General features: G+C 68.9%; 12 protein-coding genes. 6 read left to right on the top strand and 6 right to left on the bottom strand.

Annotation, left to right across the window (positions count from 1 at the left end; translation table 11 throughout):
- Positions 1-10: 10 nt before the first annotated feature.
- The 4 genes from brxD to AB0B68_RS16095 form a co-directional block, all read right to left on the bottom strand.
- On the bottom strand, positions 11-1,330 hold the full coding sequence (brxD, locus tag AB0B68_RS16110) for a BREX system ATP-binding protein BrxD (protein ID WP_357260606.1): 1,320 nt from the start codon (positions 1,328-1,330) through the stop codon (positions 11-13).
- Positions 1,327-4,146: a BREX-2 system phosphatase PglZ gene (gene pglZ / locus AB0B68_RS16105; RefSeq protein ID WP_357260603.1), complete on the bottom strand. Its 2,820-nt coding sequence runs from the start codon at positions 4,144-4,146 to the stop codon at positions 1,327-1,329. Before pglZ ends, brxD begins: the two co-directional genes overlap by 4 nt.
- Positions 4,143-7,892, bottom strand: a complete 3,750-nt coding sequence (locus AB0B68_RS16100; protein WP_357260600.1) for a hypothetical protein — start codon at positions 7,890-7,892, stop codon at positions 4,143-4,145. The genes pglZ and AB0B68_RS16100 overlap by 4 nt, the downstream gene beginning before the upstream one ends.
- A gap of 83 nt (positions 7,893-7,975) precedes the next feature.
- The gene (locus AB0B68_RS16095) at positions 7,976-8,509 is read right to left on the bottom strand and encodes a hypothetical protein (protein ID WP_357260597.1); all 534 of its coding nucleotides are present in this window, start codon (positions 8,507-8,509) and stop codon (positions 7,976-7,978) included.
- Between the two features lie 148 nt (positions 8,510-8,657).
- On the opposite strand from AB0B68_RS16095, the gene AB0B68_RS16090 reads away from it, so the two are divergent.
- The 3 genes from AB0B68_RS16090 (at position 8,658) to AB0B68_RS16080 (ending at position 10,674) form a co-directional block, all read left to right on the top strand.
- Positions 8,658-9,512 (top strand): DUF5753 domain-containing protein, encoded by an 855-nt coding sequence (locus AB0B68_RS16090; protein ID WP_357260645.1) that lies wholly within the window; start codon positions 8,658-8,660, stop codon positions 9,510-9,512.
- A gap of 24 nt (positions 9,513-9,536) precedes the next feature.
- Positions 9,537-9,740, top strand: a complete 204-nt coding sequence (locus AB0B68_RS16085; RefSeq protein WP_357260594.1) for a DUF397 domain-containing protein — start codon at positions 9,537-9,539, stop codon at positions 9,738-9,740.
- Between the two features lie 427 nt (positions 9,741-10,167).
- Positions 10,168-10,674: a hypothetical protein gene (locus tag AB0B68_RS16080; protein ID WP_357260591.1), complete on the top strand. Its 507-nt coding sequence runs from the start codon at positions 10,168-10,170 to the stop codon at positions 10,672-10,674.
- Positions 10,675-10,680: 6 nt separating this feature from the next.
- Here AB0B68_RS16080 and pglX read toward each other — a convergent pair whose 3' ends face one another.
- Entirely contained in the window at positions 10,681-14,271 is a 3,591-nt protein-coding gene (pglX, locus tag AB0B68_RS16075) for a BREX-2 system adenine-specific DNA-methyltransferase PglX (RefSeq protein WP_357260642.1), read from the bottom strand.
- A gap of 270 nt (positions 14,272-14,541) precedes the next feature.
- On the opposite strand from pglX, the gene AB0B68_RS16070 reads away from it, so the two are divergent.
- The 3 genes from AB0B68_RS16070 to AB0B68_RS16060 are packed head-to-tail and all read left to right on the top strand — an operon-like array spanning position 14,542 to position 18,509.
- Positions 14,542-15,837 carry an AAA family ATPase gene (locus AB0B68_RS16070; RefSeq protein WP_357260588.1) on the top strand — a complete coding sequence of 432 codons (1,296 nt, stop codon included), beginning with the start codon at positions 14,542-14,544 and terminating at the stop codon, positions 15,835-15,837.
- Positions 15,827-16,792: a hypothetical protein gene (locus tag AB0B68_RS16065; protein WP_357260585.1), complete on the top strand. Its 966-nt coding sequence runs from the start codon at positions 15,827-15,829 to the stop codon at positions 16,790-16,792. The genes AB0B68_RS16070 and AB0B68_RS16065 overlap by 11 nt, the downstream gene beginning before the upstream one ends.
- Positions 16,793-16,814: 22 nt before the next feature.
- A complete protein-coding gene (locus AB0B68_RS16060; protein ID WP_357260582.1) occupies positions 16,815-18,509 on the top strand; it encodes a DUF262 domain-containing protein in 1,695 nt (564 codons plus the stop codon).
- Here AB0B68_RS16060 and pglW read toward each other — a convergent pair.
- Positions 18,506-22,906, bottom strand: a complete 4,401-nt coding sequence (gene pglW / locus AB0B68_RS16055; protein ID WP_357260579.1) for a BREX system serine/threonine kinase PglW — start codon at positions 22,904-22,906, stop codon at positions 18,506-18,508. The two genes, AB0B68_RS16060 and pglW, sit on opposite strands and share 4 nt — an antisense overlap.
- Between the last annotated feature and the right edge of the window lie 88 nt (positions 22,907-22,994).

The raw sequence follows: 22,994 nt of genomic DNA, 5'->3' as shown, positions 1-22,994 counted from the left end.
ACGTCGGTCATCACGGCAGTTGCAGCTCGACGTCGTCGGCCCGAGTGGCGTTCCGCTCGACGTCGGTCAGCTCTGCAGGGGCGAGGGTGAGTGCGTAGTTTCGGCGGGGATCGAAGTCGGGATACAGCTCGATGGGGTCGAGTACCCCGGCGACGAGCTTCTTCAGGAAGAGTCGGGGTGCGATTCCGACCCGCCCCCCGAGCTGCCCGGTGACGGCTCGGGCCAGGTCGGACAGGTAGTTGTCGTCAGCCAGGGCCAGCAAACGCTCCTCGGCGGGAGAGCCGGTGCTGTACAGGTCGCGCACCCGGCGGCCGAGTTGGGTCAGTGAATCGACGGTGAAGCCGGGCAGGCGGAGTTGGACGGCGCGGGGGTTGTCGAACCGGGCGTCGGCGGGGAAGTCGGTGGCCAAGCGCTGGGCCAGGGGGGCCAACCGTTGCATGCCCTGCGGCCCGTCGTAGAACGCGGGTGTGCCGGTGATCACCAGGTAGAGACCGGGAAACCGCCCCGCGTGCACCTCGTCCACGAGTTGCCGCAGTGCGTTGAGAGCTTTATCCCGCGCATCGGAGCGGACCCGCTGAAGGGTCTCGACCTCGTCCAGGACGACGAGCAGGCCGGCGTAGCCGCAGTCACGGAGCACCACCAGCAGTCCCTGGAGGAAGCCGAGCGCCCCGAAATGGTCGAGGTCCCCCCGTAGGCCGGCGTGCCGGCGTGCCGCGGATGACACGTGGGGCTGCCCACCAAGCCAGGCGAGCACCGCTTCGGCTCCGGCCATGTCTCCGGAGGAGAGCGCGGCACGGTAGCCGCGCAGCGCGATGGCGAAGCTCGGCGCGGTCCGGCTGACCCGGGCCAGCCGCTGGGCGAGGAGATCGTCGACGACACGTTCCACCGCCCGCTGGTCCGCCGGATCGACGCCGCCGGCCGCCAGCGCGTCCTCTTCTAAGGCGTAGAACCAGGCGTCGATGATCTGCCGTAGGGCGCTGGGCGAGAAGGTTGCGGTGGTGAGTCGTTCGATGAGCCGCCGGTAGACGGTCTCCAACCGGTGCAGCGGGGTCTCGTTCTCCGACACCTGCACTTCTGCCGCGGCCAGGTTGGCGCGCTTGGCCTGTTCGGCGAGCCAGCGGGCGAAGAAGGTCTTGCCAGAGCCGTATTCGCCGCGTATCGCCTTGAACACCGCGCCGCCGGTGCGTACCGTCCCGATTTCTTCGTCGACTGCGCTGGCGAATCGGTCGAGCCCGACGGCGAGAAGGTCGAGGCCGGATTCGGGGACTGCGCCGCGTCGTAGCGCGTCGATTACGAGCCGACGGCGTGCGGCGCTCGCCTGCGGCCTCATCGAACCCGCTCCGGCAGGCCGAATTGACGGCACAGCAGTGACACATCGAGCCGTACGGTGCGGCCGTCGTCGATCTGGGACAGGACCGGGAAGTTGTCGACGTTCAGGATCCGTTGCAGTGTCGCGACGAAGCCAATCGCCCGCCCCGGCTGCTCGCCCGCCCGCTCCGCGACCAGGACAGTCGGCAGCACGCCATTACTGTCGATCAAGGCCGTTAGGGCCCCCCGGATCTTGTTGAGCGGCACCTTGCGCGGGGTCAGGGCGTGCTGGGCGTCGAAAATCTCGGAGGCGAACAGCCGGTCCAGCAGCGCGTCACCGCTGTGGGTGCCCGTTGGCGATGCAGCCGGCAGGTCGAACAGCGCGTCCGGGTCAACCGGCGGCAGGGTTGCCTTTGGCTTCCGTCCGGCCTTGGTTCGTCCCTCGCGCGGCGGCGGCGGCGGGGGTGGCGCCTCGCGTTCGGCGACTGTCGCCGTCCACCAACCGGGCTGCTGGAGCGCGAGAGGACGCCAGCCCGCTGGGGCGGCGGCGCCGAGCGGCAGCAGGGCCACTACCGGTACGGCCACCTCGGCCAGGGATGCCCCACCGTGATAGCCGGCCCGGCGTGGCAGGTAACGCAGCCGCGAATCCCAGAGTGCGACTACTCGTTGACCGTCGGCGACCACACGGGAACCAACCAGTTCTACCTCGCCGTCTACCGGAGGCGCCGAGTCTGTGCGGTGACGCGCGGACGCTGCCCCGTCCGTTGCTCGTTGCTCACTGTCGCGGTCGAGTACGTGACCGTGGTCGCTGGTCAGGATCACCGCTCGCCCGTGGTAGCGGGCATGGTCGAGCAGGGTACGTAGGGGGCCGAAGCTGTTGAGCTGCCAGCCGGCATCGGCACTCTCCCGGCCATGGTCGAGCGCGTCATCCACGGTGTTCACGACAACGCCGACCAGCGTGTCCACCTCGCTGAGCGCCTCCACGAGCCGTTCGTGCAGCACCTCGCCGGCCTCGCCGTGCAGGGCCCCTTTGTGGAACAGTTCGGCACGCTGGCCCCGCCACAGTGGGTGCTTCCGGAACGAGGCCCGCTCGGTCGCCTGATCCCCCTCACCAATGGCGGCACCGAGCAGCGAGCTGCGCGAGACCGAGGTCACGGTCGGCAACGCGGCGACTGCGCCCCGCCGCCGTGGCTCGCCGGTGCCGCCGAGTGGGTCGTACTCCACCCAGCCCAGGGCTGTCAGCTCCCCGCCCAGCCCGGCGGCGACCGCGGTGCTCATACCGTCGATTACGACGACCAGCACCGGTCGGGTGTCGTCCTGCACCACCGGTGCTACTACGCGGGGCAGCACCGTCTCCACGGTGAGCAGGTCACCGGCCGGGCTGCCGTCGCTGCTCCAGTGAGCAAGTTGGCCAGCAAAGTCGTTGTCGAGTGCCCGGCGGCGGTCCCGGACGCGGTCGTACACGGCCCGGTAGGCGCGGCCCAGGCCAGTGTGGGCGTCATCACCGGCCCAGACGTGCTCGACGGCCAGATCGACCCAGCCCCATTCGGTGACCTGCTGGTCGATGGCGTGCGCGACTCCCGTTGGCTGACGGTTGGGGGTTGCCAGCCAGCGCAGCAGTCGTAGCGCCATCCGAGCCCGCTCGACTCGGTGCGGGTACGTGGCGGACAGATGGTGGGCTGCCAGGTCAGCGACCGCAGCTTTGGCGGTGTCGAGTGCGGCAGGGACTCGTTCGGGTCGTCGGTCGGTGCCGTCGAGGGCGTTCAGCGCGGACTGCATCGCGGTCGCTACCGCGCCTAGTCGGTGGTCGAAGCCGACGCGCAGGGTGCGGCTGGTACGACCCAGGTCCTGTGCCCCGAACATCAGCAGCAACTGTTCGGCCCGGTCCAGGATGGCCTGGCTGGTCTGTTGGGCGGATGGCAGCCGACCGTCTCGCCGGTTGGCTGCCTGGAGCAGGTCGACCATCGCGGTGCTGGCGGCTGCACCGAAGGAGCTGATCACCGCGCCGGGCAGCGGTGGATTGCCGAAGTACTGCTCGATGCGGCCCTGAGCGCGGAGCGTGTCCGGGTCGGCGTCGGCTCTGGGCGACCAGAGCGCTTCGCAGAGCAGGCCGAGCGGGATCGCGTCGGCCAGCCGGTCCACGGTGTGCAGGGTGGTGAGCGCCCGCAGCGGGGCACCGAAGACTTCTGTCAGCCAGGCGATCAGCCCGGTGCGTTCCGCGTCGGCCAGCGAGGCGAGCATGGCGCTGGAACCCGGCAGAGTCGTCCACCACAGCAGGGCGGTGACGTCGAGATCTTCGGGTTCAATGCTGAGCCGTCCGAGCCCCAGCCGTTCGGTCACGAGGTGTCGTAGTGCGGTGTCCCGTTCCAGCATCGTGCCGGTTCGGCGGGGCCACCCCTTTGAAGGCATGGCCTCGATCAACGCCGCCCCGGCCCAGCGGAGCGTCACCAGCCGGGAGTCGAGATGCCGGGCACCGAAACACTCGGCCACGAGGTCCCACGGGTCGAGGTGGATGACACGTCGCCGGAACACCCGGCTGAGGATGCCCGTGCCCAGATCATGCTGGGGGAGGTCGGTCAACAGCACCACCGGCTCGTCCTGAGCCACCGCCAACTGCTCCCAGATGGCCAGCACCGACGGGCAGGGCACCACCCGGACACGGCGGTCACCCCCGATGGTCAACCTCGGCTCGTAGGGCCATACCGGGGCCGCGGCGATCAGCACCACCGGCGGCGAGTCCGCCCGGGGCGGGTAAGCGTTGAACTGCTGGTTGATCCGTTGTGCGAGCGCACCGGGGTTCACCGGCAGCCCCGCCGGCCCTCCTGCCCTACCGGTCACGGCAGCACCCGCCAGCGCAGCTCGATCCTCCGTCCGGGATGCTGCCGAGCCACGTCGCGGACCGCCTCCATCGCGGCGTCGATGTCGTCGCCACCATCCAGGACTGTGACGCCGTGCTCCAAGGGGCCCGCGCCGTCGATCAGGGCGTGCTGTTCTTCCAGGACGCCCGCTGCCCGCTCTGGCGTCGGGCGGGGGAGTCGACGGGTGGCCCGGCGCAGCAACTCCGTGGCCCGGCTACGTGCCTTTGCGAGCGCGGCCGCCAGTGGGGTGGTCAGCTCGTCGTCAGTGATTGCCTGGCGTAGCGCGGCCCGGATCTCCGCCGCCTCGGCCGACCAGCGTTGGTCCAGTTCGTCGAGGAGGCCGAAGGTGTCCCACGGGGCGTCTCGGAGCGCGCGGCTGACCTCTTCGGCGCTGCGGATGCTGCGACCCGCCCGTTGGGCCGGCCCGCCGAGTTCGGCGCGGGCGAGCTGCCGGACGATGTCGATGTCCTGGTGCCGGGAGTCCAGCCCGTCGAGCAGGTCAGCGGCGGCCTGCGCGGTGTGCAGCCGGGGCCAGCCGTCGGCTTGGGGGTCGAGGCCGATCCGCGGCCCGTGTCGATCCAGCTCGTCGACCAGGCGGTGCGCGGCGTCCCGGTACGACCGGGCGCGCCTCGACAGGTCCTGCACGAACATTGCCACGAGCCGGCCCCGGGCCAGGTCGGGTGGCATGAAGCCGAACAGGTGCATGGCGCGTTCGCGGGCTGTCGCCCAGTCTGCCGGGTCCGGCCGTTGCGGGGTACGCAGCGCCAACTCGTCGCTGATGGCCGTCAGTTCGGGCTGTGGCGTGACGATGCCGCCGTGCCGGATCCACGTCCGGTCGGTCTGTTCGGCGAAGCTGGCCAGGACGAGTTGGGCGACGAGTGGGTCGAGCCCTCGGGGGCGCGGCTCGTCGAGCCAGCGTCGCAGGTCGGGCACCCGCAGGTCACCGTCGATACCCTCCTGGCCGGCCCGGCGCTGGAAGTGCTCAAGCCAGTGCCGGCCGAGGACGAATGCGGCCTCGTGCATTTCGCCGAGCAGCAGTGGATTGGCGATTCGGCGGACCACGGCCCGGTCCTTCTTCTCGACCTCGACTCGGCCGTCCGGCGCTTCGACTGCGCGCCGGACGTATTCCAGGACGGTCCGGATGTCGGCTGTTTTCAGCGCCTCACCACGCCGGTCCGGGTCGAAGTCGGGATGGTCGGGGTACTGCTGCGCAAGGAGTTGGTCGGCGACGTCGCGCAGCGCGTCAGCCAGTCTGGCCCCGACGGGCAGGGTCGGCGTCGGGCCAGGGCTGAGAGTGATCAGGTGCTCGTCGTAGGTGGGTACGACGTCCTCGGGTTTCTTGGTGGCCAACCCGTACGCCTGCTTGAGTACGGCGGTGACCGCGACCAACAGCGCGTCCCGTTGGCTGGTCAGGGTGGCGAGTGCCCGCCGCCGGTCATCCTCGCTGAGGTGTTTGGCCGCAGCGTCGAACCGGTGCCCGACAAGGAGAGCGTCCAACACGACCAACCGGCCCAGGTCGGTCTGGCGGGCGGTGCTCAGTGATGCCGGAATCCAGCAGAGCACCTGGTCGGTGAAGCGGGATCGCAACTGTTGAACCCGGTTGCGGTCGTCGGAGGGGTGGTGGGCGCTGTCGTCGAAGGGGTAGTCGATGACGAGCCGCCAGGCGGTGCGGACGAACGGGTGGAAGGCGTCGTCGCGCAGATCGTTTTCGTCGCGAATGTTGCCATAGATCACTTCGACGCTACGTCGGCTGCCCCGCCACACCAGGCTCGCCTGGTCGCAGTCCTGGTTGGTTTCGGCGACGTCCAGCTCCTTCCAGAGCAGCCGCTTGACCAGGACCTTGCGCTGCCCCACCGTGTCGAGGTGCCGGACGTTGTTGAGCACGCTCTCGACGTCGACGCCGATCAGGTCGAGGCGTACCCCGTCGCCGTCGAGCATCTTGATCTCGCCGAACCGGCTGGCCCAGTCTTCGATGCGCCGCTTGATCTGGCTGACCTCACCGCCCGGGACCGAGCTGGTGATGCTGCCGTGGTTGAGCGCGGACAGCTTGCGTGCGGTGAGATTGCGCAGCGCCGGCACGGACGGGGCCAACGCGGCCAGGATCAGTGTCTTGATCAGTCGATCTTCGCCGGTGAACGCCTTGATCCGGCCGGCGAGGTCACGATCCGGGGAGCCCTGGTGGCGGGCCGCCGCCAAGTCGTCGTCGGTGAGGTGATGTCGGTCCAGCAGGTATGGCCGTAGTTTGCCCTCGTACAGCTTCTGGGCGGTTTCGAACTCGGCCTTCAGCCGTTCGGTGAACGGCTGGTCTCCGCCTTTGCGAAGCACGTCGAAGAGGTCGCCGATGGGGATGAGCTCACCGAGTCGAAGGTCGTCGCGGCGGTCCATGAGTAGTTGCCGCATCAGCTTCAGCCCGGTCCGGGAGCGTTGCAGCGCGCTGGACACGTGCACCAGCGTGGAGAGGAAGGCCGGGCTGAACGGGTATGTCCGGCGGAACGACTCCAGGTCTGCCCCGCTGCCGGTGTCGGTGCCCAGCAGGGTGGTCCACACGTCGTCGCGGACCCGGGTGATCCGCTCGAACGCTTCGGCGAGCGCCTCGTCGGCCGGCCCTCCGTCGCCGCCGACGCGCTTCAACAGCCGTTTGCGGGTGATCTCCGGGAGGTTGCGGTCCTCCAGCGTGATTACGTCGAATCGACCGCTGGCCAGGTTGAGCGTGTCCTGGAAGCCCAGCTCGCTGGCCCCGGTCACCTCTTGGCCGACCAACTCACGCAGGTCCCGCTGGCGGGCGATGAAGGTGACTACCGGGATCGGCCTGCGGGCGTCACTGCCCTCGACGAAGTTGGTGATCTTTTGGATTTCCCGGGAAACGAACTGCTGGTCACCGATGGAGTTGGTCAGCCAGAGGATCAGCTCGTCGAGGAAGATGACGAGCGCGTCGTAGCCCAACTCCTTGGCGTGCCGGGCGATCTCGGTGAGACCCCGGTCGAGGGAGACGAAGCCCTCGGCGTCCTCCAATGCATTGCGGAAGAAGCCCTGCTGCCAGGTGCTGAGCAGGTCATTGACCAGCCGGCGGCGGGCGGCGTCGTCGGGGGCGGCGGCGAACGCCGCGTCGAGCTGCGCCGGGTCCCAGGACTGCCCCTCGGGGTCGCCCCACTTGTCCTCGCCCTGCGGAAGGCCAGCGAGGAACGCCTCGTCGCCGATCTGCTCGCGCAGATGCCGGCTCTGGTCGAGCAGGGCGTCGGTGCGGTGCACCGCCGGGATCAGCGCGTCCGGGTGTAGGCGCCGGACCTGCTCGATGTAGCCGCCGAGCACCCGTTGCTCGAGAGACTTGGCGCCGATCAGGTGATAAGGCACGATCAGGAACTTCCGCCCGGCCAGCCAGGAGTCGTGTCTGGCCAGTAGGGGAGCGAACTCGTCCCGTTCCCGGGCGGCCCGGTCGCCGCGCAGCAGCGCGTACAGCACTGCCATGAAGTGGGACTTGCCGGAGCCGAACGAGCCGTGCAGGTAGGCGGCCCGGGACACGCCGGTGGCCAGGGCGGTGGAGATCAGCCCGAGAGCCTGGTCGAAGTTCTCGACCAGGCTCGGCGGGATCACGTACTCGCTGACGGCCCGGTCGGTGTCGCTGACGCCGTCGGCGAGCTTGAGCACGAAGTCGCTGTTGCTGGTGGCCGACGGCTCGGGGATGACGATGTATTCCCGGAGCAGGGGTTGAGGGGGCGACGCCGGCATGGGTAACACCGTAGCGGAACGGGGACCGGCGGCAGTTGACCACGAGTACCGGCACGGCGACAACCGAGGGTGCGGTGGGGCCGTCACTGCCCCGTCTCGCCGTCCCCGTCACCCCAGCAGAGCCCGCCGAGACCGGCCGCGCTGTGGAAGCCGGGGTGCCCGGTGACGTCCATGCAGACCTCCTTGTCGGGACCGACCCGGCCGCAGAAGACCGGCTCGACGTGGTTCCAGGCATCGGCCCGGGACAGCAGCGCGGCCCCCGCCGGCATCTCGGGCCGCAGGATCGTCAACCCCTCCGTGTAGACGACGGCCTGGTCGCGGGCCTCCGTCACATCAGTCGCCAGGTAGGTCAGGTGCAGAGTCCAGCGCCGGGGCATCCGAAACCCGCCGGCCGGTGGCCCGTTGCGGCCCGACCGCCGTTCGCGCTCCGTCGTGTAGCGGGTGGCCAAAGATGTGACGTACGCGGACAGAGCGTCCGGTTTCCTCAGCGCGTGCGCGATGGCGGCCCGGACCCGCTCGGACACGTCGGCCCCGTCGAGTACGGCGGCCAGGTCGTCCTGGAAGCCGTTGTGCTGCTGCGGCTCCCGCTCCCACCGCGACGATCGGTTGTCAGTCACCGTTACCTGCCTCTCCGTAGCGAGTGATTACTCAGAGACTGGACCACGTAAGTAGAAAATGCAACGTCGTATTTTACTCCGCGAAGTACTTGATCTGTGGTCGCTCCCAGGCAAGAATCGATTACTCACAGTGGAGGCGATGCTGGCGATGTCACAGGTGCCAAGTCCGACGATCAGAGCCCGCCGTCTGCGGCGCGAGTTGCGTCGCCTGCGGGACCGCACCGGACGCACCGCCGAGGAGGTAGCCAAGATCCTGGGCTGGCATCGGACCAAGGTCATCCGCTTCGAACTCGGGCACTCCCGGGTGATGCCGAAGGACATGCCTCCGTTGCTTGACCTCTACGACGCCTCCGAAGAGGAGCGGGAGTCGCTGACTGGTTTGCTCCGGCAGTCGCGCCAGAAAGGCTGGTGGAGCGCCTACGGCGACGTGTTGCCGGACGACTACGTCGGCTTCGAGGCGGAGGCCACGTCGATCAGCGCGTTCGAGAGTCTGTACGTTCCCGGCCTGTTGCAGACAGAGGAGTACGTCCGCGCGATCGTCAAGGCGGGCCGCAGCACCGCCGACCAGGACGAGACCGATCGCGTAGTGGCGGCGAGACTTGCGCGCAAAGCTCTGTTGGCCCGTGACGCGCCGCCGTCCGTATGGGCTGTGTTGGACGAGGCGGTCGTGCGCCGGGTGGTTGGTGGCCCGACGGTGATGCGTGCGCAGCTTGCGCGCTTGGTCGAGGCGTGTGAGATGCCCACGGTGGAGATACAGGTCGTGCCGTTCGCAGCAGGAGCGCACGCGGCGATGGGTGGAGCTTTCACGGTGCTGGGTTATGCCGACCCGATGCTTGATCCGCCGGTGGTCTACCTCAGCAACGACAACAGCGCGCTGTTGCTGGAGGAGGACCGACAGGTGGCCCGCTATAGACTCATGTTCGACCACCTTCGGGCCAAGGCGCTCGACCCTGACCGGTCTGCGGACCTTCTTACGCGGGTTGCTGCCGAGCTCCCGGACTGAGGCCGATTACTTGGAGCGCTAGCGATGACCCTTCCGGATCTGGCACAGGTTGCCTGGCGCAAGAGCAGCCGAAGCGGTGCCAACGATTCGAATTGCGTTGAGGTCGGCGAGGCGTCGAGTGGGCTGGCAGTGCGCGACTCCAAGGATCCGGGCGGGCCGGCGCTCATCTTCGACCGGGGCGCTTGGTCGTCGTTCGTGACCGGTTTGCGGAGCGGCCCGCTCGGCTGATGCCGGCGGCATCACCTCCATCCGGTTGGATGGGCCCCACGGTGGTACGCATCGACATCGACGCACTCCGGGACGCGGCCGGACCTATGGTCTGTGCAGCGGCGGACAAGCTTCAGGCAGCCGGTCAGCCAGTGGTGCCCAGGCCGGTCGGCGGGGGAGTTTCCTACGTGTTCCGCGAGGTCGGGCAGCATCCGTTCGAAGTCTGGGTGGGCATCACGGCGGACGGTTTCACCGCCGAGCGCGACTGCGCCACTGCGGAGCTGTGCGCCCACGCCGGGGCCCTCACCGCCACCGCCCTGGACGGCGACTTCACGTGGTCGTCGTCGGCCACCCCACCGTCAGCCGTGACGACCGATCTAAGGGCCGCTGATTTGGTCGAAGTCGCGAGCAGCATCCCCGTCCGACGCTTGGCGCTGTTGGTCGCTGAGTGGGCAGCTGCGGATCGCGTGTTGGAAACCGGCTTCGCGCGCAGGCCGGCCAGCGCGCGTCTCTCTCCACTGCCGAGCTGGCCGGCATCCGTCGGACGATCGACAACCTGGCAAACGAGGCGACCAGCGGCAGCCGTTGGGATCTGCACGATATGGAGAAGGCCGGTCGGGCGATCGTCGAAGAGATCGAGGTGCTCGCCCAACGGCCGCCGACCCAGGAGGCGCTGTTGTTGGTCGAGCGGGCCGCCCGCGCGTGGGAAGGCCTCGCTGGCTACCTCAACGACGCCTGGGAGACGTACGAGGAGGAGCCAGCCGAGATCGGCGGCGCGCTACGGGCGGTCCACGTCCAGATCTGCGAGCAGGTGCAGCCGGACCCCGACGAGTTGGCCGCCCGACTTGTCGAGATCGTCGAGGCGGCCGACGTCGACTCTTGCCTTGATGAGCCGGACGACTACCTCACCGTGCTCGGTCACCAACGGGTCAAGGAGCTGCGGCACCGCCGCTGACGGTCGTCATGATCCGCGTCGCCGGCCGCGCGTGGTCGGCGGTTGCCAGGCGGTCAGATCCGCCTGAGTACGGTTCAGTTCGTTGAGCTGCTCGTCCAGGAAGGCGTCGTAGGCATCGGCGGGGGACTCGCCAGTGTCCGGGTCGAGTTCCCCGTGCCACTGGCGCACCCAGGGCAGCACCTCGTGCAGCCCGGCCAGCAGCGGCGTCACCTGCTCGGCCGTCCAGCCATCCGCCTGCTGCCGTTCGACGACCAGCAGGGCAAGTGCCTGCGCCTGCTCGCGGTGGTCCCAACCCGCCCACCCGATCAGGAGCGAGGGGTCAGCCGTCCGACCGGCACCGGGGTACGAGATGAAGGGCTCCTTCGGCACGTCGAGCTTGCCCCGGTTGCCCCAGTAACTGTTCTTCCGAAAGTCGACGGGCTTGTACTTCGGCGGCACCCGGATCGTTTTGCGGATCGCCTGACGGGCCGGCTCGTCGGGGGCGGCGTCTTCCTGGCGCTGCTTCTCCCAGACCAACTCCCAATCGTCCCGCTTCGCCAACCCGCTGTCGGTGTAGCGCAGCTTCGACAGGAACGGGACGTGCTCGCCGTCGATGAGGTCGGCGAGGACCTTGGCCAGTCCGCGGCCCGGGTCGTACAGGTCGGCCACCGCAACCGTGTCCGCATCCCGGCCCAGCTCGTCGGCGAGCTGGGCCACCGACAGCGGACGAGGCTGCGGGTTGCCGTTCTCGTCCGGGGCGTACCACAGCTCGCGCGCCTCGCACCGGTCCAGCAGCCAGGCCCGGAGCGCCTTGTCGAGCAGCTTGTCCCAGCCGTCGGTGCCCCAGCGGCGCTTGCACTCCGGCCGCTCGATCAGCGCGAGGTACCGGTTCGACTCGATAACCTCGATCCGCTTCCGCACCACGGCGCGGTACTCCGGCGACCAATGGTCGGGCAGCTCGGTGATCGGCGTTGAGCGGTGCCGGACAAACCACTGCGTGTCGGCGCTGCCCTCCTTCACCTTCCGGGCGAGCGCGATCTCGAACGCGCGCTCACCGAGGCTCAGCTCCGGGACGGAACCAGCGGGCGCGGTCAGCTCATCGGGCAGCAGGCCGTACTGCGCGTAGACCTGCCAGTCCAACTCCTCCTGAAGCGCGATCATCCAGCCCCGGATCGAGTGCCACTCGCGCTTGGCGGTCGCGAGGCGCTCGGCGGTGGGCGTCCCCTCGGCCGCGACGGCCGCCGGGCTCACCGCCGTCAGGCGCTGCGCTGCAGCATCCAATTCCCGCGCAAACTCCAACGGGTAGGCCTCCGGCAGCGGAAACTCCAACAACTTGGTCCCGTTGAACTGGTACCGGTTCTCCCATGCTTCGTCCTGAACGCCGCGACCCATGCCGCTGCCGCCCTTGCCCTGGCTGACCTGCTTCAACCAGAAACACGCCGTGGAACTGTTCAGCACTCCGATCAAGACGAGATGATCTTTCTCGTTAGCAGCCGGAGGTAGCTTGATCACCGGTGCGGTTTGCTTGAACACTTTCTTGCCCCGGTTCAACGAGAAATGATTGTGGGTCGACACCTCCCCGAAGGTGATTGAAGTGGGCGTCCGGTAGCGTTCGGGAACCCATCGATACCAGGTCCACCACGCGTCGCCGGCTTCTTCTCTTGTCTCTCCGCCGAAGCCGACGGTTTCCCTGAGAGTCTGCCGGAAGATCCAGAGGTGTCGGCCCCAAGCCGAGTCGGGCAGGTAGGGGAGAGGCTTCAAGTTCTGGTCGTAGGGAACGAGTGCCTCGACTGCGTCGGCTTCATTCCAGTCACGTACCGAATCCCCCGTGACCAGGGGCTTGTGTTCGGTAATACGATGCCGAAGATGCCAAGATCGTGGTGCCAGGAAAACGTCGTCCTGTCCGGGAAAGCTGGCGAAGCCGACCTTTCCTTGAATCCTCTGGCCGAGTCTTCTGGACGAACAGTTGATCAGGTCGAGGAGATGGCTAGCACCGCCCCCGGTCAGACTCCACGGGAAGGTGGCGAGTTGTTCCCGCGGGTGGTTGACAACGGAGATCCATTCGGATTCTGAGCCCGCGCTCCGGTACTGCTGGAGGATGGCCTGCCAGACATGGCCGTTCCGTGGTTCGGCAGGTGCCTCTGGCTCGCCGCGCACCCCCATGACCGTGCGGACGGTGTCCGCGCCGAGCTTGGCCGGGCGCTGACGGCCGACCATGATGACCGTCGGTGTGCCGTGGCCCGGGATGTAGGCCCCGGACGTGTCGATGACGTAGGTCAGGTCGATCCGGCTGGCCAGATACTCGGTGATCAGCTTCCGGCCGAACTCGCGTTTCATGAACGAGTTGGCGGTGATCTGCCCGACGTAGCCGGACCCGCGCCCGTCCGACTCGGCCCGCTTGGCCAGGTCGAAGAAGCGCTTGGCGAACGGCACCGACAGGGCGTACTTGCCCGAACACACGTCGCGATAGGACTCCCGGTAGATCTCGTTGAGGCTCTTGTCCTTCGGGGTGACGTACGGCGGGTTGCCGACCACCACGTGGTAGCGCCCCTCGCGCAGCATGTCCGGGTGGTTGTCCAGGTCCTCCGTGGCATACCGGAACCGGGCCAACTCGTCGACGTCGTCGAAGAGGGTGAGCTGGCGGGCCTTGAGCAGGGAGTCGCCGGTGGCGATCTGGAGCGGGAAGGCGTACCCCTTGGTCTGCGCGAGTGTCGCGAAGCCGGCGGCGCGCAGCGCGGCGACCAAAAGTCGGAACCTCGCGACGGCCACCGCGAACGGGTTGACGTCGACGCCGTGCACCGCCAGCAGGGCCAACCGGACCACCTCGTGCGGGTCCTTGTCCTGCTCCTCCGCATACCACGCCTTGCAGAGCCGGTCGAAGACCTCCAACAGGAAGTGCCCGGAGCCGCAGGTCGGGTCGATCACCTTGACCACGTCGAGGCCGAACTCGTCGAGCGCCGGGGTGAGGGTCAGGTCGAGGATGAACTCCTCGACGAAGTCCGGGGTCTGCAGCAGCGCGTACTTCTTGCGGGCCATCTCGGAGAGATGCTGGTAGAGGTCGCCGAGGAAGCGGGTGCCCCAGGCCGGGTCGGTGAAGTCGTGCACCAGGGCGCCGGCGTCGTCGCGTCGCCGCCAGAAGGCGATCAACGCCTTGGCGGCGTCGTGACTGACGTCGATCTGGTACGCCGGGTTGTGTTCCTCGTCGAAGAGCAACTTGCCGGCCTGTGACTGGCGGATCTGAGCGAAGCCGGCGAGCAGCCAGTCGCGGTCGGTCTTTGCCGGGTGGCGGCCGAAGAAGTCGTCCTGGGACTCCTCGGCGAGCACCGCGCGGTCCTGGGTCGGCCCGGTCAGGTAACAGGCGTCGCCGAGCAGGCCATTGTCCTCGCAGAACCGGACGAAGACGGTGCCGAGCACCCATGCCACCGCAGCCTGGGTGGCCCGCTCGTCGCGCCACTGCGTCCAACCGGCGGCGGTCCGGCCGAGCTTGAACGCCCGGTCGTACTCCCCGTGCAGGCGGTCGTGCAGGCCGTCGACCTCGGCGATCTGCACCACCAGGTCCCTCTCCAGCTTGCGGACCTGGCCCTGGAGATCCTTGCGCAGCGCCTCCTGGTCGATCACGGTCAACCGCCCCCCGTTCCGTTCCCGGCACCTGAACCGGGCCACCTTACCGGGCAGGTGGCAGTGCACCGGGCCTGTGTGGTGTCCGGCACCCGACAGTGCCACGCAGTTGAACGGGACTTCGAACTCACGTCCTGCTGGTTAGGCTGCCACGCTGACCCGAGAGGCGGAGGTGGGCGTGCGGATCATCGAGGGCACGGTCGAGGAAGTCATCGAGTGCCAGGCAGGGCATGCCCCGCCCCGGTCCGCTGAGCCCGGGTGGGTTGATCCATGTCTCTGGTTGGGATGACCCTCGGCAGCTACCGCTGCTTCGCCCGCCGACAGGACATCGAGCTGCGGCCGATCACCCTGGTGCTCGGCCGCAACAACGCGGGCAAGAGCGCGTTGGTCCGGGCGCCGGTGGTGTTCGGCACCGGCATCCGCACCGAGTCCCCGGAACCACTCGACCTGGACCAGCTCGGCGAGAGCATGGTCGACTCGTTCACCGACCTGGTCTACGGCAACCGGGCGCTGGGCAGCTTCCAGCTCGGCCTGGCACTCGACGGAGCAGCCGGCCCGATCGAACTGAAGGCCACTGTGCAGCATGTCCGGGAACACCACACGCAGGTGGTCAGCGAGCTGACTGTCACGACCGGTGGGGTGCGCCGGTTCCGGCTGGAGTGGGAGCTGACCGACCCGCGCCAGACGCCGCGCTACACGATCGAGGCCGGCGAGACGACCTGGACCGAGGTGCCGGTCCTGTTCCAGGGGCTGCTGCCGGTCGAGGTGGTGCAGCGTGACGGAATAGTCGACGGCATTCCGCCTGCCATCGAGACCGAGCTGCTCGGACTGAGCATGGACATCCGGGCCAGCTTCCCGAGGGTGCGCTACTTCGGGCCGTTCCGGGACCGGGCGCAACGACGCTACCGGCTCCCCGGCCGGGCGCCCGCCGAGATCGGCATCACCGGCGAGCACGCCGCGGGCATCCTCGCCAGCGACAAGGTCCGCAACCAGAGCCGGTTGATCCGACAGCTCAACGAGCAGTTCGCCGAGCAACTTCCGGGGTGGAAGTTGGATGTCGCCGAGCGGGGTGGCATGTGGTCGGTGGTGCTCACCTCCCGCGACGACGACACCATCCAGGTGAACCTGGCCGACGCCGGCACCGGTGTGGCTCAGGCGCTGCCGGTCTTCGTGCAGCGGGCGGCGGACCTGCTCCACCCCAGCGACCAATCCGTGTTGGAGATCATCGAGCAGCCGGAGCTGCACCTGCACCCGGCCGCGCACGCCGCGCTGGCTGAGCTCTACCTGACCGCCGCGCAGAACACCTCCACCCGCTTCCTGATCGAGACGCACAGCGAGACGCTGCTGCTGCGCCTGCGGCGGCGCATCGCCGGGGGCCTCGACCCGGCACTGCTCGCGGTCTACTTCGTGGACTCCCTCGACGGCGCGGCCGTCGCCCGACGCATTCACGTCGACGAGGCCGGCAACCTGGACTACTGGCCGGCGGGCGTCTTCTCCGAAGACTACGAGGAGACCAAGGAACTGGCCCGCGTCCAGTGGGAGAGGCGGGACGCCCGTGCGGGTTGAGCTGACCGCCGACGTGTTCGTCGACGTCGGCGACCCCGCTGACCAGTTCGACCCGACCGACCTCTACGTCCTGCTGCGCTGCTTCCCGGACCGCCGCCACGACTGGGTGACCAACTACGGGGTGGTCGCCGCCGTCGAGGCGTACCTGCCGAAACATCTGCCCGACCTCGCCGATACCTATGTCGCGTTGGCCCGCGACGCCATGGTCCAGCAGGCGTGGACCGGCACCACCCAGCAGCGGGACCTGGTCCGGGTCGGTCGAGCCGATCTCGCCGACCACTCTGCCGACCTGTGCCGGCCCGCGGTGCTCGTCGTCGAGAACAGCAGCTCGGACGGTGGCTTCCTGCACACCGTGGCGTGCGCCCTGCGGCACGAACGGGTCCTCACCGCGCTGGAGCGGGCCTGGTTGGAGGTGCACAGCGCGGGCGGCAGCGGGGAGGTTCCTCGGGTGGCCCGGGAGCACGCCGTCCGGTACCGGCGGTTGGTCAGGGTTGTCGCCCTGCTCGACAGCGACAGCCTGATCCCAGGCCAGCGGACCCCCAACCACGACCAAGCCGAGAAGCTGGCCGCCGAGGAAATCGCGGTGCACGTGCTGGCGCTGCGGGAGGCGGAGAACTACGTCCCGCACCGGGTGCTCGCCGGCATCGGCAAGCCGAAACAGGCGTCCCAGAAGCTGTCCTTGCTCAGGCGGCTGACCCCGCAACAGCGTGGTCACCTCGACATGAAGACCGGGCTCGGCAAGCGGAAACCGGAAGCCGTCGAGAAGCAGAAGGAGCTCTTCGAGGGCCTCGACCTGGCGGTGCAGCTCGGCCTGCATGACGGCTTCGGCAAGAATCTGCTCGAGCGGTTGGCCGAGTATCGGGAGCAACTGACCGAGCGGGACTTCGCCACTCTCGGCGACGAGGTCGTCGCGGAGCTGCGGACCATGCTCGACCTGATCGCGAGCCGGGTCTGACGACGGGAGCGGGGAGCAACTGATGGCGGAACACGCAGACGAGAGCACCGTCAAGCCGGAGGTCCTGCTGCTGGAACAGCTGCTGGACGACGTGGCCGCCGGCCGCCTGCGGGTGCCCAGGTTCCAACGCCCGTTCGTCTGGCGTCCCGAGCAGATGATCGACCTGTACGACAGCATCGAGCGGGGTTACCCGATCGGCAGCATCCTGGTGTGGGAGACACCGAAGGTGCTACCCAGCCTCGACCAGGTCGCCGGGATCGACATCCCGCCACCGCCCTCCGAGGGCCCGGTGGCCTACCTGATCGACGGCCACCAGCGGCTCTCCACCCTCTTCGGCACCCTCGCCCGCCGTCCGGCCCCCGCGTCCGCGCCGGGCGAGTGGGTATGGCGGATCTACCGCGACCTCGGCCTGGGCAACCACCCGGAGCCCCGGTTCGGGCACTGGCCGGAAGGTGAGCCGTCGGCACGGCTGCTTCCCATGCAGGCGGTGCTGCGCACGATGGAGTTCCTCGCCCATGCCCGTCGGCTGGCTCGCGAGGTGGCCGACCCGGCGGAGTGTGACGCGCTGGTCGAGGAGGCCGAGCAGCTCGCCCAACGAATCCGGTCCTACAAGATCGCAGTGGTTCGGCTGGTCGGTGGAGACCTGTCCCACGCGGTGGAGGCGTTCTCCCGGCTGAACAGCAAAGGTCAGCAGATCACCCCGGACCAGATGGTCTCCGCGTTGACCTACAGCGCGACCTCGACGTCCACGCTCGCCGACCGGATCAGCACGATCCGGGAGAGTATCGGCAACAGCGGTATCGGCGAGATTCCCGCGAGCACCGTCTTCCAGTCCATTCTCGCCATCGCCGGTGAGGAGAACGTGCAGGCGACCCGGTGGGGGGCCCTGGCCGACCGATTCCGGGATGATCTCAACGACGCGGCCCGGGCGGCCGAGCCGGCCCTGCACCGGGCGGTGCAGTTCCTGAGGTACGAGGTCGGGGTTCCGGCCACCCGGCTGGTGCCATACCCGCAGCAGGTCATGCTGCTGGCGGCCTTCCACCACCTCGTTCCCGTACCGGACCGCGCACAGGTTCGCACCCTGGTCCGCTGGTTCTGGGCCACCTCGTGGTCCGGCGTCCTCGCCGGCAGCAGCGAGTTCCAGACCCGACGGGCGTTGCAGCAGCTCCAAGGTTTCGCCGACGGCGGGAAGCTGAACCTTGAGGAGCATCGAGCACAGCCCGTCCCGGACTGGTTCGACGCCGACGACGGCCGGATCCGGGCGTTCATGTTGTGGGAACTGCGCCGGTTCCCGGAGCGACTTGGCCTCAGCGGTGGTCCGATCGATCTCGAGACCCTGCTCGCCGGGTCCGGGACCGCCGCCTATCGCCGTGTGGTGACCGATGTGCCTGAGGAGTCGTGGCCAGCCAACCGGATCATCCTGCCCAGCCAGTCAGGCTTGCCGGCGCGCGAGGACCTGGCCCTCCTGTCGCCGAGCCTGCTGCAGAAGGTGGTCACCAGCCACGGCATCCGTGCCGAGGCGCTGACCCATCTGGTCGCTGGGAACGGAACGGCGTTCGTTCGGGCGCGCGCTCGGGACCTGGCCCGCTGGGAGGCGGAGTTCATGGACGAGCAGGGGGTTCGGCCGGCGGTCGAGCTGAGCGACCTGATACTCGGACGCACCCACGGTGACCTACACGCCGGAAACATCCTGCTGCCGTCTGACTCTGACGACTAACTCGCCTGCTCCGGGTGGCCGCGGTGGGCATTGCTGACCCAGGCGTCCGGCAGGATGACCCACTCGTAGGGAGGCACCGGCACCACGGCGTCGTCCAGGTGCGGCAACTGGGTTGGGTCCTCCATGGGGCAGAGCAGCCAGACCGGCCCCGCCCCGGCGCGAGCCGCCTCGGCCAGCTCCTCCAGTAGGTGCATGCCCCGGTACCGCACCAGCGGCGCGGCATCGACGAGCAGTAACGGGCACTGCCGGTCGGGCAGCGCCAGCAGTGCGGGCCGCAGGCTCTGCCAGGCTCGGCCGGTGAACTCGGCGAGCTTCAGCGCGTCCCGGGAGTTCGGGTCGGCCCGGTCAGCGGTCAGCACGGTCGGCCAGGTCGGCTTCGGCCGGGACTCCACCAGCGTGCGCAGCTCGGAGACAAATCTGCCGGCCACGCTCACTGGTTGTCCGGCGAAACGGCCGGCCAGTTCCCGCGTCGCTCCGGCATACCGGTCGGCGCGGATGGTCAGCACCCGGAAACCTCCCTCGTCGGCAGCGGAGGCGAGTTGCTGCTCAGCGCGGATCGAGGCGGCCAACTCGGGTGACTCGGCCGTCCACGGCGTCATCCCGGACGCGGTGGAACGGCGACGTGACGACGCGACCCGGGTCGATGACAATGAGGAACGCCGGGCGTAGTAGCGGCCGGCCTTCCACACCAGGTCGAAGCCGGCCTCGGTGAGCAGCCGGTCCAGCCGGGGATGGGGGGGCAACGCCGGCAGCTCCGGGAACCGGGCCTGGACCTTCTCGGTGATCTGCCTCTCGCTGAGGCCAGCGGGCTCCGCATCCCCCACGGGTGCAGGCACCACCCCGGCCTGGGCCAGTCGCAATGCACGGACCGGATCGAGATTGCGGGGATAGATCTCCAACCGGGGGGACGCGGCGGCCGTCTTCGATGCCGCCGCCGCGAGCTGCACCATCCGGCGCTCATCGAGCGTGATTCCCGTGTGCTCGGTGCGCGGATCGACTGCGGTGAGGTCCCTCAGCACCGTCGCCGGGCTGGGCAGCACCTCCTGGCTGGCCAGCTCGTCCGCGACCTCGCCGAGCGCATCGGCGTAGTCGAGCAGGGCCGGTGCTGCCGGTGTCTCCTGGGGATCCGTGCTGCCCGCCTCCAGTGCGAACAGCAGTCGGTCGCCATGCCGGCGGGAGGCGAAGCGGGCCTCTTCCGCCAGTGGATCGATCTCCACGGCTGCTCGGACCGCCGCCATCGCCAGCGCTCGGCGCAGCTCCTCGCCGTCCTGGCCCGAACCTCGCCGGATCAGTAGCGCGACCGCGAGCTCCATCGCCCCCATCACCCGGCCACTTTCGGCCAGCAGCTCGATCAACTCCAGCCGGACGCTACGCAGCACCGGGTCGGCGTGCCACCGCTCACGTTGTGCCATCAGGCATTGCGCGACTCGACCCGGGCTGACCCCCACCAGGCTCGCCACCGCCGGTTGCTGCGGCCACGGAGCCAACTGCGGGAGGTTGCCCGCCTCGTCGGGCAGCCGTAGCAGCAACCGAATCGCTTCGACCTCGTTCCGATTGCGCCCAGTGGAATGCGGGACGGGCAGTAGCCGGGCAACCACGGCGTCCAGCCCGACCGTAGTGAACGCGGCCGGCTCGGGGTCTCCGCTGCCGGCGTCGGGGCCTGCGTTCACCGCCGCGTCGACCTCGGTCCGAGCTGCGGCCCGAGCCGCCGCGCTCGTCGGCATCGCTTCGTGCTCAACCAGCCGGCCCCGCCATTCCCGGAGCCGGCGTTGCAGCTCCTGTCGGGTCTTCGCACCGAGACCGGGGAGGCTGAAGAGCTGCTTCGAGCCGAGGGCCAGCAGCTCTCCGACGGTGGTCGCGTCCAGCCGGTGGGCGGCGGAGACGGCCCGTAGGGTGAGGCCGGACGCCTCCAGCACCGTCGCCCGGGTCGCTCGGTCGGCAGCGGCGTCGCGTTCTGCGGGAGTGGCGCCAGCCTCGTCGTCCGGGTGCACCGAGCCGACCGGGGCGGTGTGGTCGGACTGACGGAAGACCTGCTGCCAGGCGTCCCGCATCTCCTTCAGAGAGCTGTGTCGCTGGCTTGCGTCTCGGTTCAGTGCCCGGATGAAGAAACCGACCAGGCCGTCCCGGACCGCCGGGTCGAAGGCTTCGACGGCCAGCACTGGTGGGCCTTCGGTGTATCGGGGCTCGGTCGCGCCGTCCCCCCAAACCGGCAGCTCACCGGAGGCCATCTCGTGCAGGGTCACCGCAATCGCGTACCGCTCGGCGTGCTCGTCGTAGTGCGGGCGGGTGGTGGTGCCGAGGAACGGATCGAGATAGCGAGGGGTGCCGGCTTCGATGTCCTCCAGCGGCACTGCGGCCAGCGAGAAGTCGAAGAGCACGAGTTGGCGGGTCCGGTTGGGGCGGATCCGGATGGCGATGTTGTCCGGTTTGATGTCGCGATGGACCACGCCCTCGCCCTGGAGATGGTCCACCGCTCCGAACAGGTAATCGGAGTACGTCTCCAGCTCATCCACGGTCAACCGGCCGTCCTCACGCAGCTTGCGTGCGACGGTCTTCTCCCCGGCATGTTCGAGCACGATCACCCAGCGCGGCGGCAGGTGGATGGGCTCCTCCCGGGCGAGTCGAATGATCCGTGAATCCTGGTGGATGTTGCGCAACACCTGCGCTTCGTGTGACAGGCGGCTCGCCTTCTCGTCCGACAGGGCGACCTTGAGCACCTCCGGTGCGCCGGTGCGCCGGTTTTCGACCAGGAAAGCGCGAGAGGTGGAGCCGGTGCCCAACTTCTTGACGATCCGCCAGTCGGCGACCGTGTCACCGACCCGCGCCTCCAGCAGGTCCACCGGATCCGTGACCTCTGCCGGGGGAGCGGACGGCGCGGTCAGCTCCTCCTCGGCCAGCGTCAGCATCTCCAGCAGCTCCGCGACGCTGGACAGTCGGCGCGCGGGCACCGGTGCGGTGGACGCCTGGACCAGCTCGTCCATAAACTCTGAGATCGAGTCAGCGGAGGACGAGGGGCGAAGCCCGTCGTCGCTGGCCAGCCGGGCCAGCAACTCGCGCCGGTTTCCCGCTGGCGGTTGGCCCGAGAGCAGCAGATAGGCCAGGGCACCAAGACCGAAGACGTCCAGTGCCACCGGATCCGGTGTCGGCGTGCTCAGCTCTGGCGCGAGATACGCCTCAGCCGACCGCTCCAGATGGGCACCCAGCTGTGATGTCGGCGAGACGCGCAGGGCCACACCGCCGCCGCTTACCGAGTCGGGCAGCCGGCTCGCCGCCTGCCAGTCGCTGATCTGCACCTGCGGTTGTAGCCAGGCATCATCCTCACTCTGGCCACGGGCTCGATGGCCGGGAGTCGCCAGGATGCTGCGGGCAGAAAGGGCGCAATGGTGCAATCGGCGGCCGTGTGCGTACGCCATCGCCTCGGCGAGCTGCCGGATCATGTCAAGCCTGGCGCCGACCTCCAGCCGGTCGCCATGCTGCGCCATGAAGTGGTCGAGGCGTACGGCGCGGGGATCGTGGCGGAAGATGAGTGCCGGGCCACCTTCGTGGGGTTCCATCGTGTCCACCTGGACAATGCCGGGGTGCTGCACCCCATGCAGCGCCAGCATCTCCCGTCGGGCGGCCCGTTCGATGCTGGCCCGCTCGGCCTTGGCCGAGTTGCGCTCTACGAGGTAGATGCGGACCCGCCTGTGCTCGTGCTCGAACTGGGCATGGTGGGCGAGATGATCCTGCCAGGTCGGCCCCACATCGAAGGGGGTTGCGCCGAGCTGCCATGAACCGACCTGGTGATACCGGCGGCTGCGGGCCACCCCGGCGCCGGTCAGTAGCCGGGGCAGCGCCCGTGAGATCTCGGGCGTGATCCGCCGTCGCTCGTCCTGTGGCGGGCGGCCGAGCAGACCGGACCAAATCCCGGGAAGCGAGGATTCGTCTGCGTCTCCCTGCGTCTCTGGCCCGAAGACCCAGTGCAGTTGGTGCTCCGACACTGCGATTTGCAAGGTCGGCAGGGACAGGAAGACCGCGCCCTGGATGAACGGAATGTGGATCGGGGAACGGTCTCTCCGTGCCTGCGCGGTCAACAGCGACCGAAGCCGCTTGCCCTTGAGGTCAGCCAGGTGGAGGGGATTGTCGAACGTTCGTACCTTGTTGTTGCTCAGTAGCCAGTTGGACCCGCTGTTGGTGAGACGGCCACTGAGACTCTTGATCTCGACCAGGTAAATCCCACTGGGGGCGGCCACCAAGAGGTCCACCTCGTGAACGTGCCCGGTCTCGGCAGTGAAGGTGAAGTTCGACCACGCGCGGTAGGGCTCAGTGTCCGGCAGGAGGCGGCGGACGTGCTCCAGGGCCGCGCGCTCCCGCTCGAACTGAGTCGGCGTGACCGTCGTCCAACGGCTGTCCTTCACGCCGCCACCTCCGTGCGAATCCGGCATGGGCGATGTCCCCCATCCGCGGAGTCTACGAGCCGACGCCGACAGCGCCCGCCCGGCGCAC

This window comes from Micromonospora sp. NPDC049049, assembly GCF_040649115.1.
In the GTDB taxonomy this organism is placed as follows: domain Bacteria; phylum Actinomycetota; class Actinomycetes; order Mycobacteriales; family Micromonosporaceae; genus Micromonospora.
Note: the sequence above shows the minus strand (reverse complement) of the source record. Positions and strands in the feature narration are given on the sequence as shown.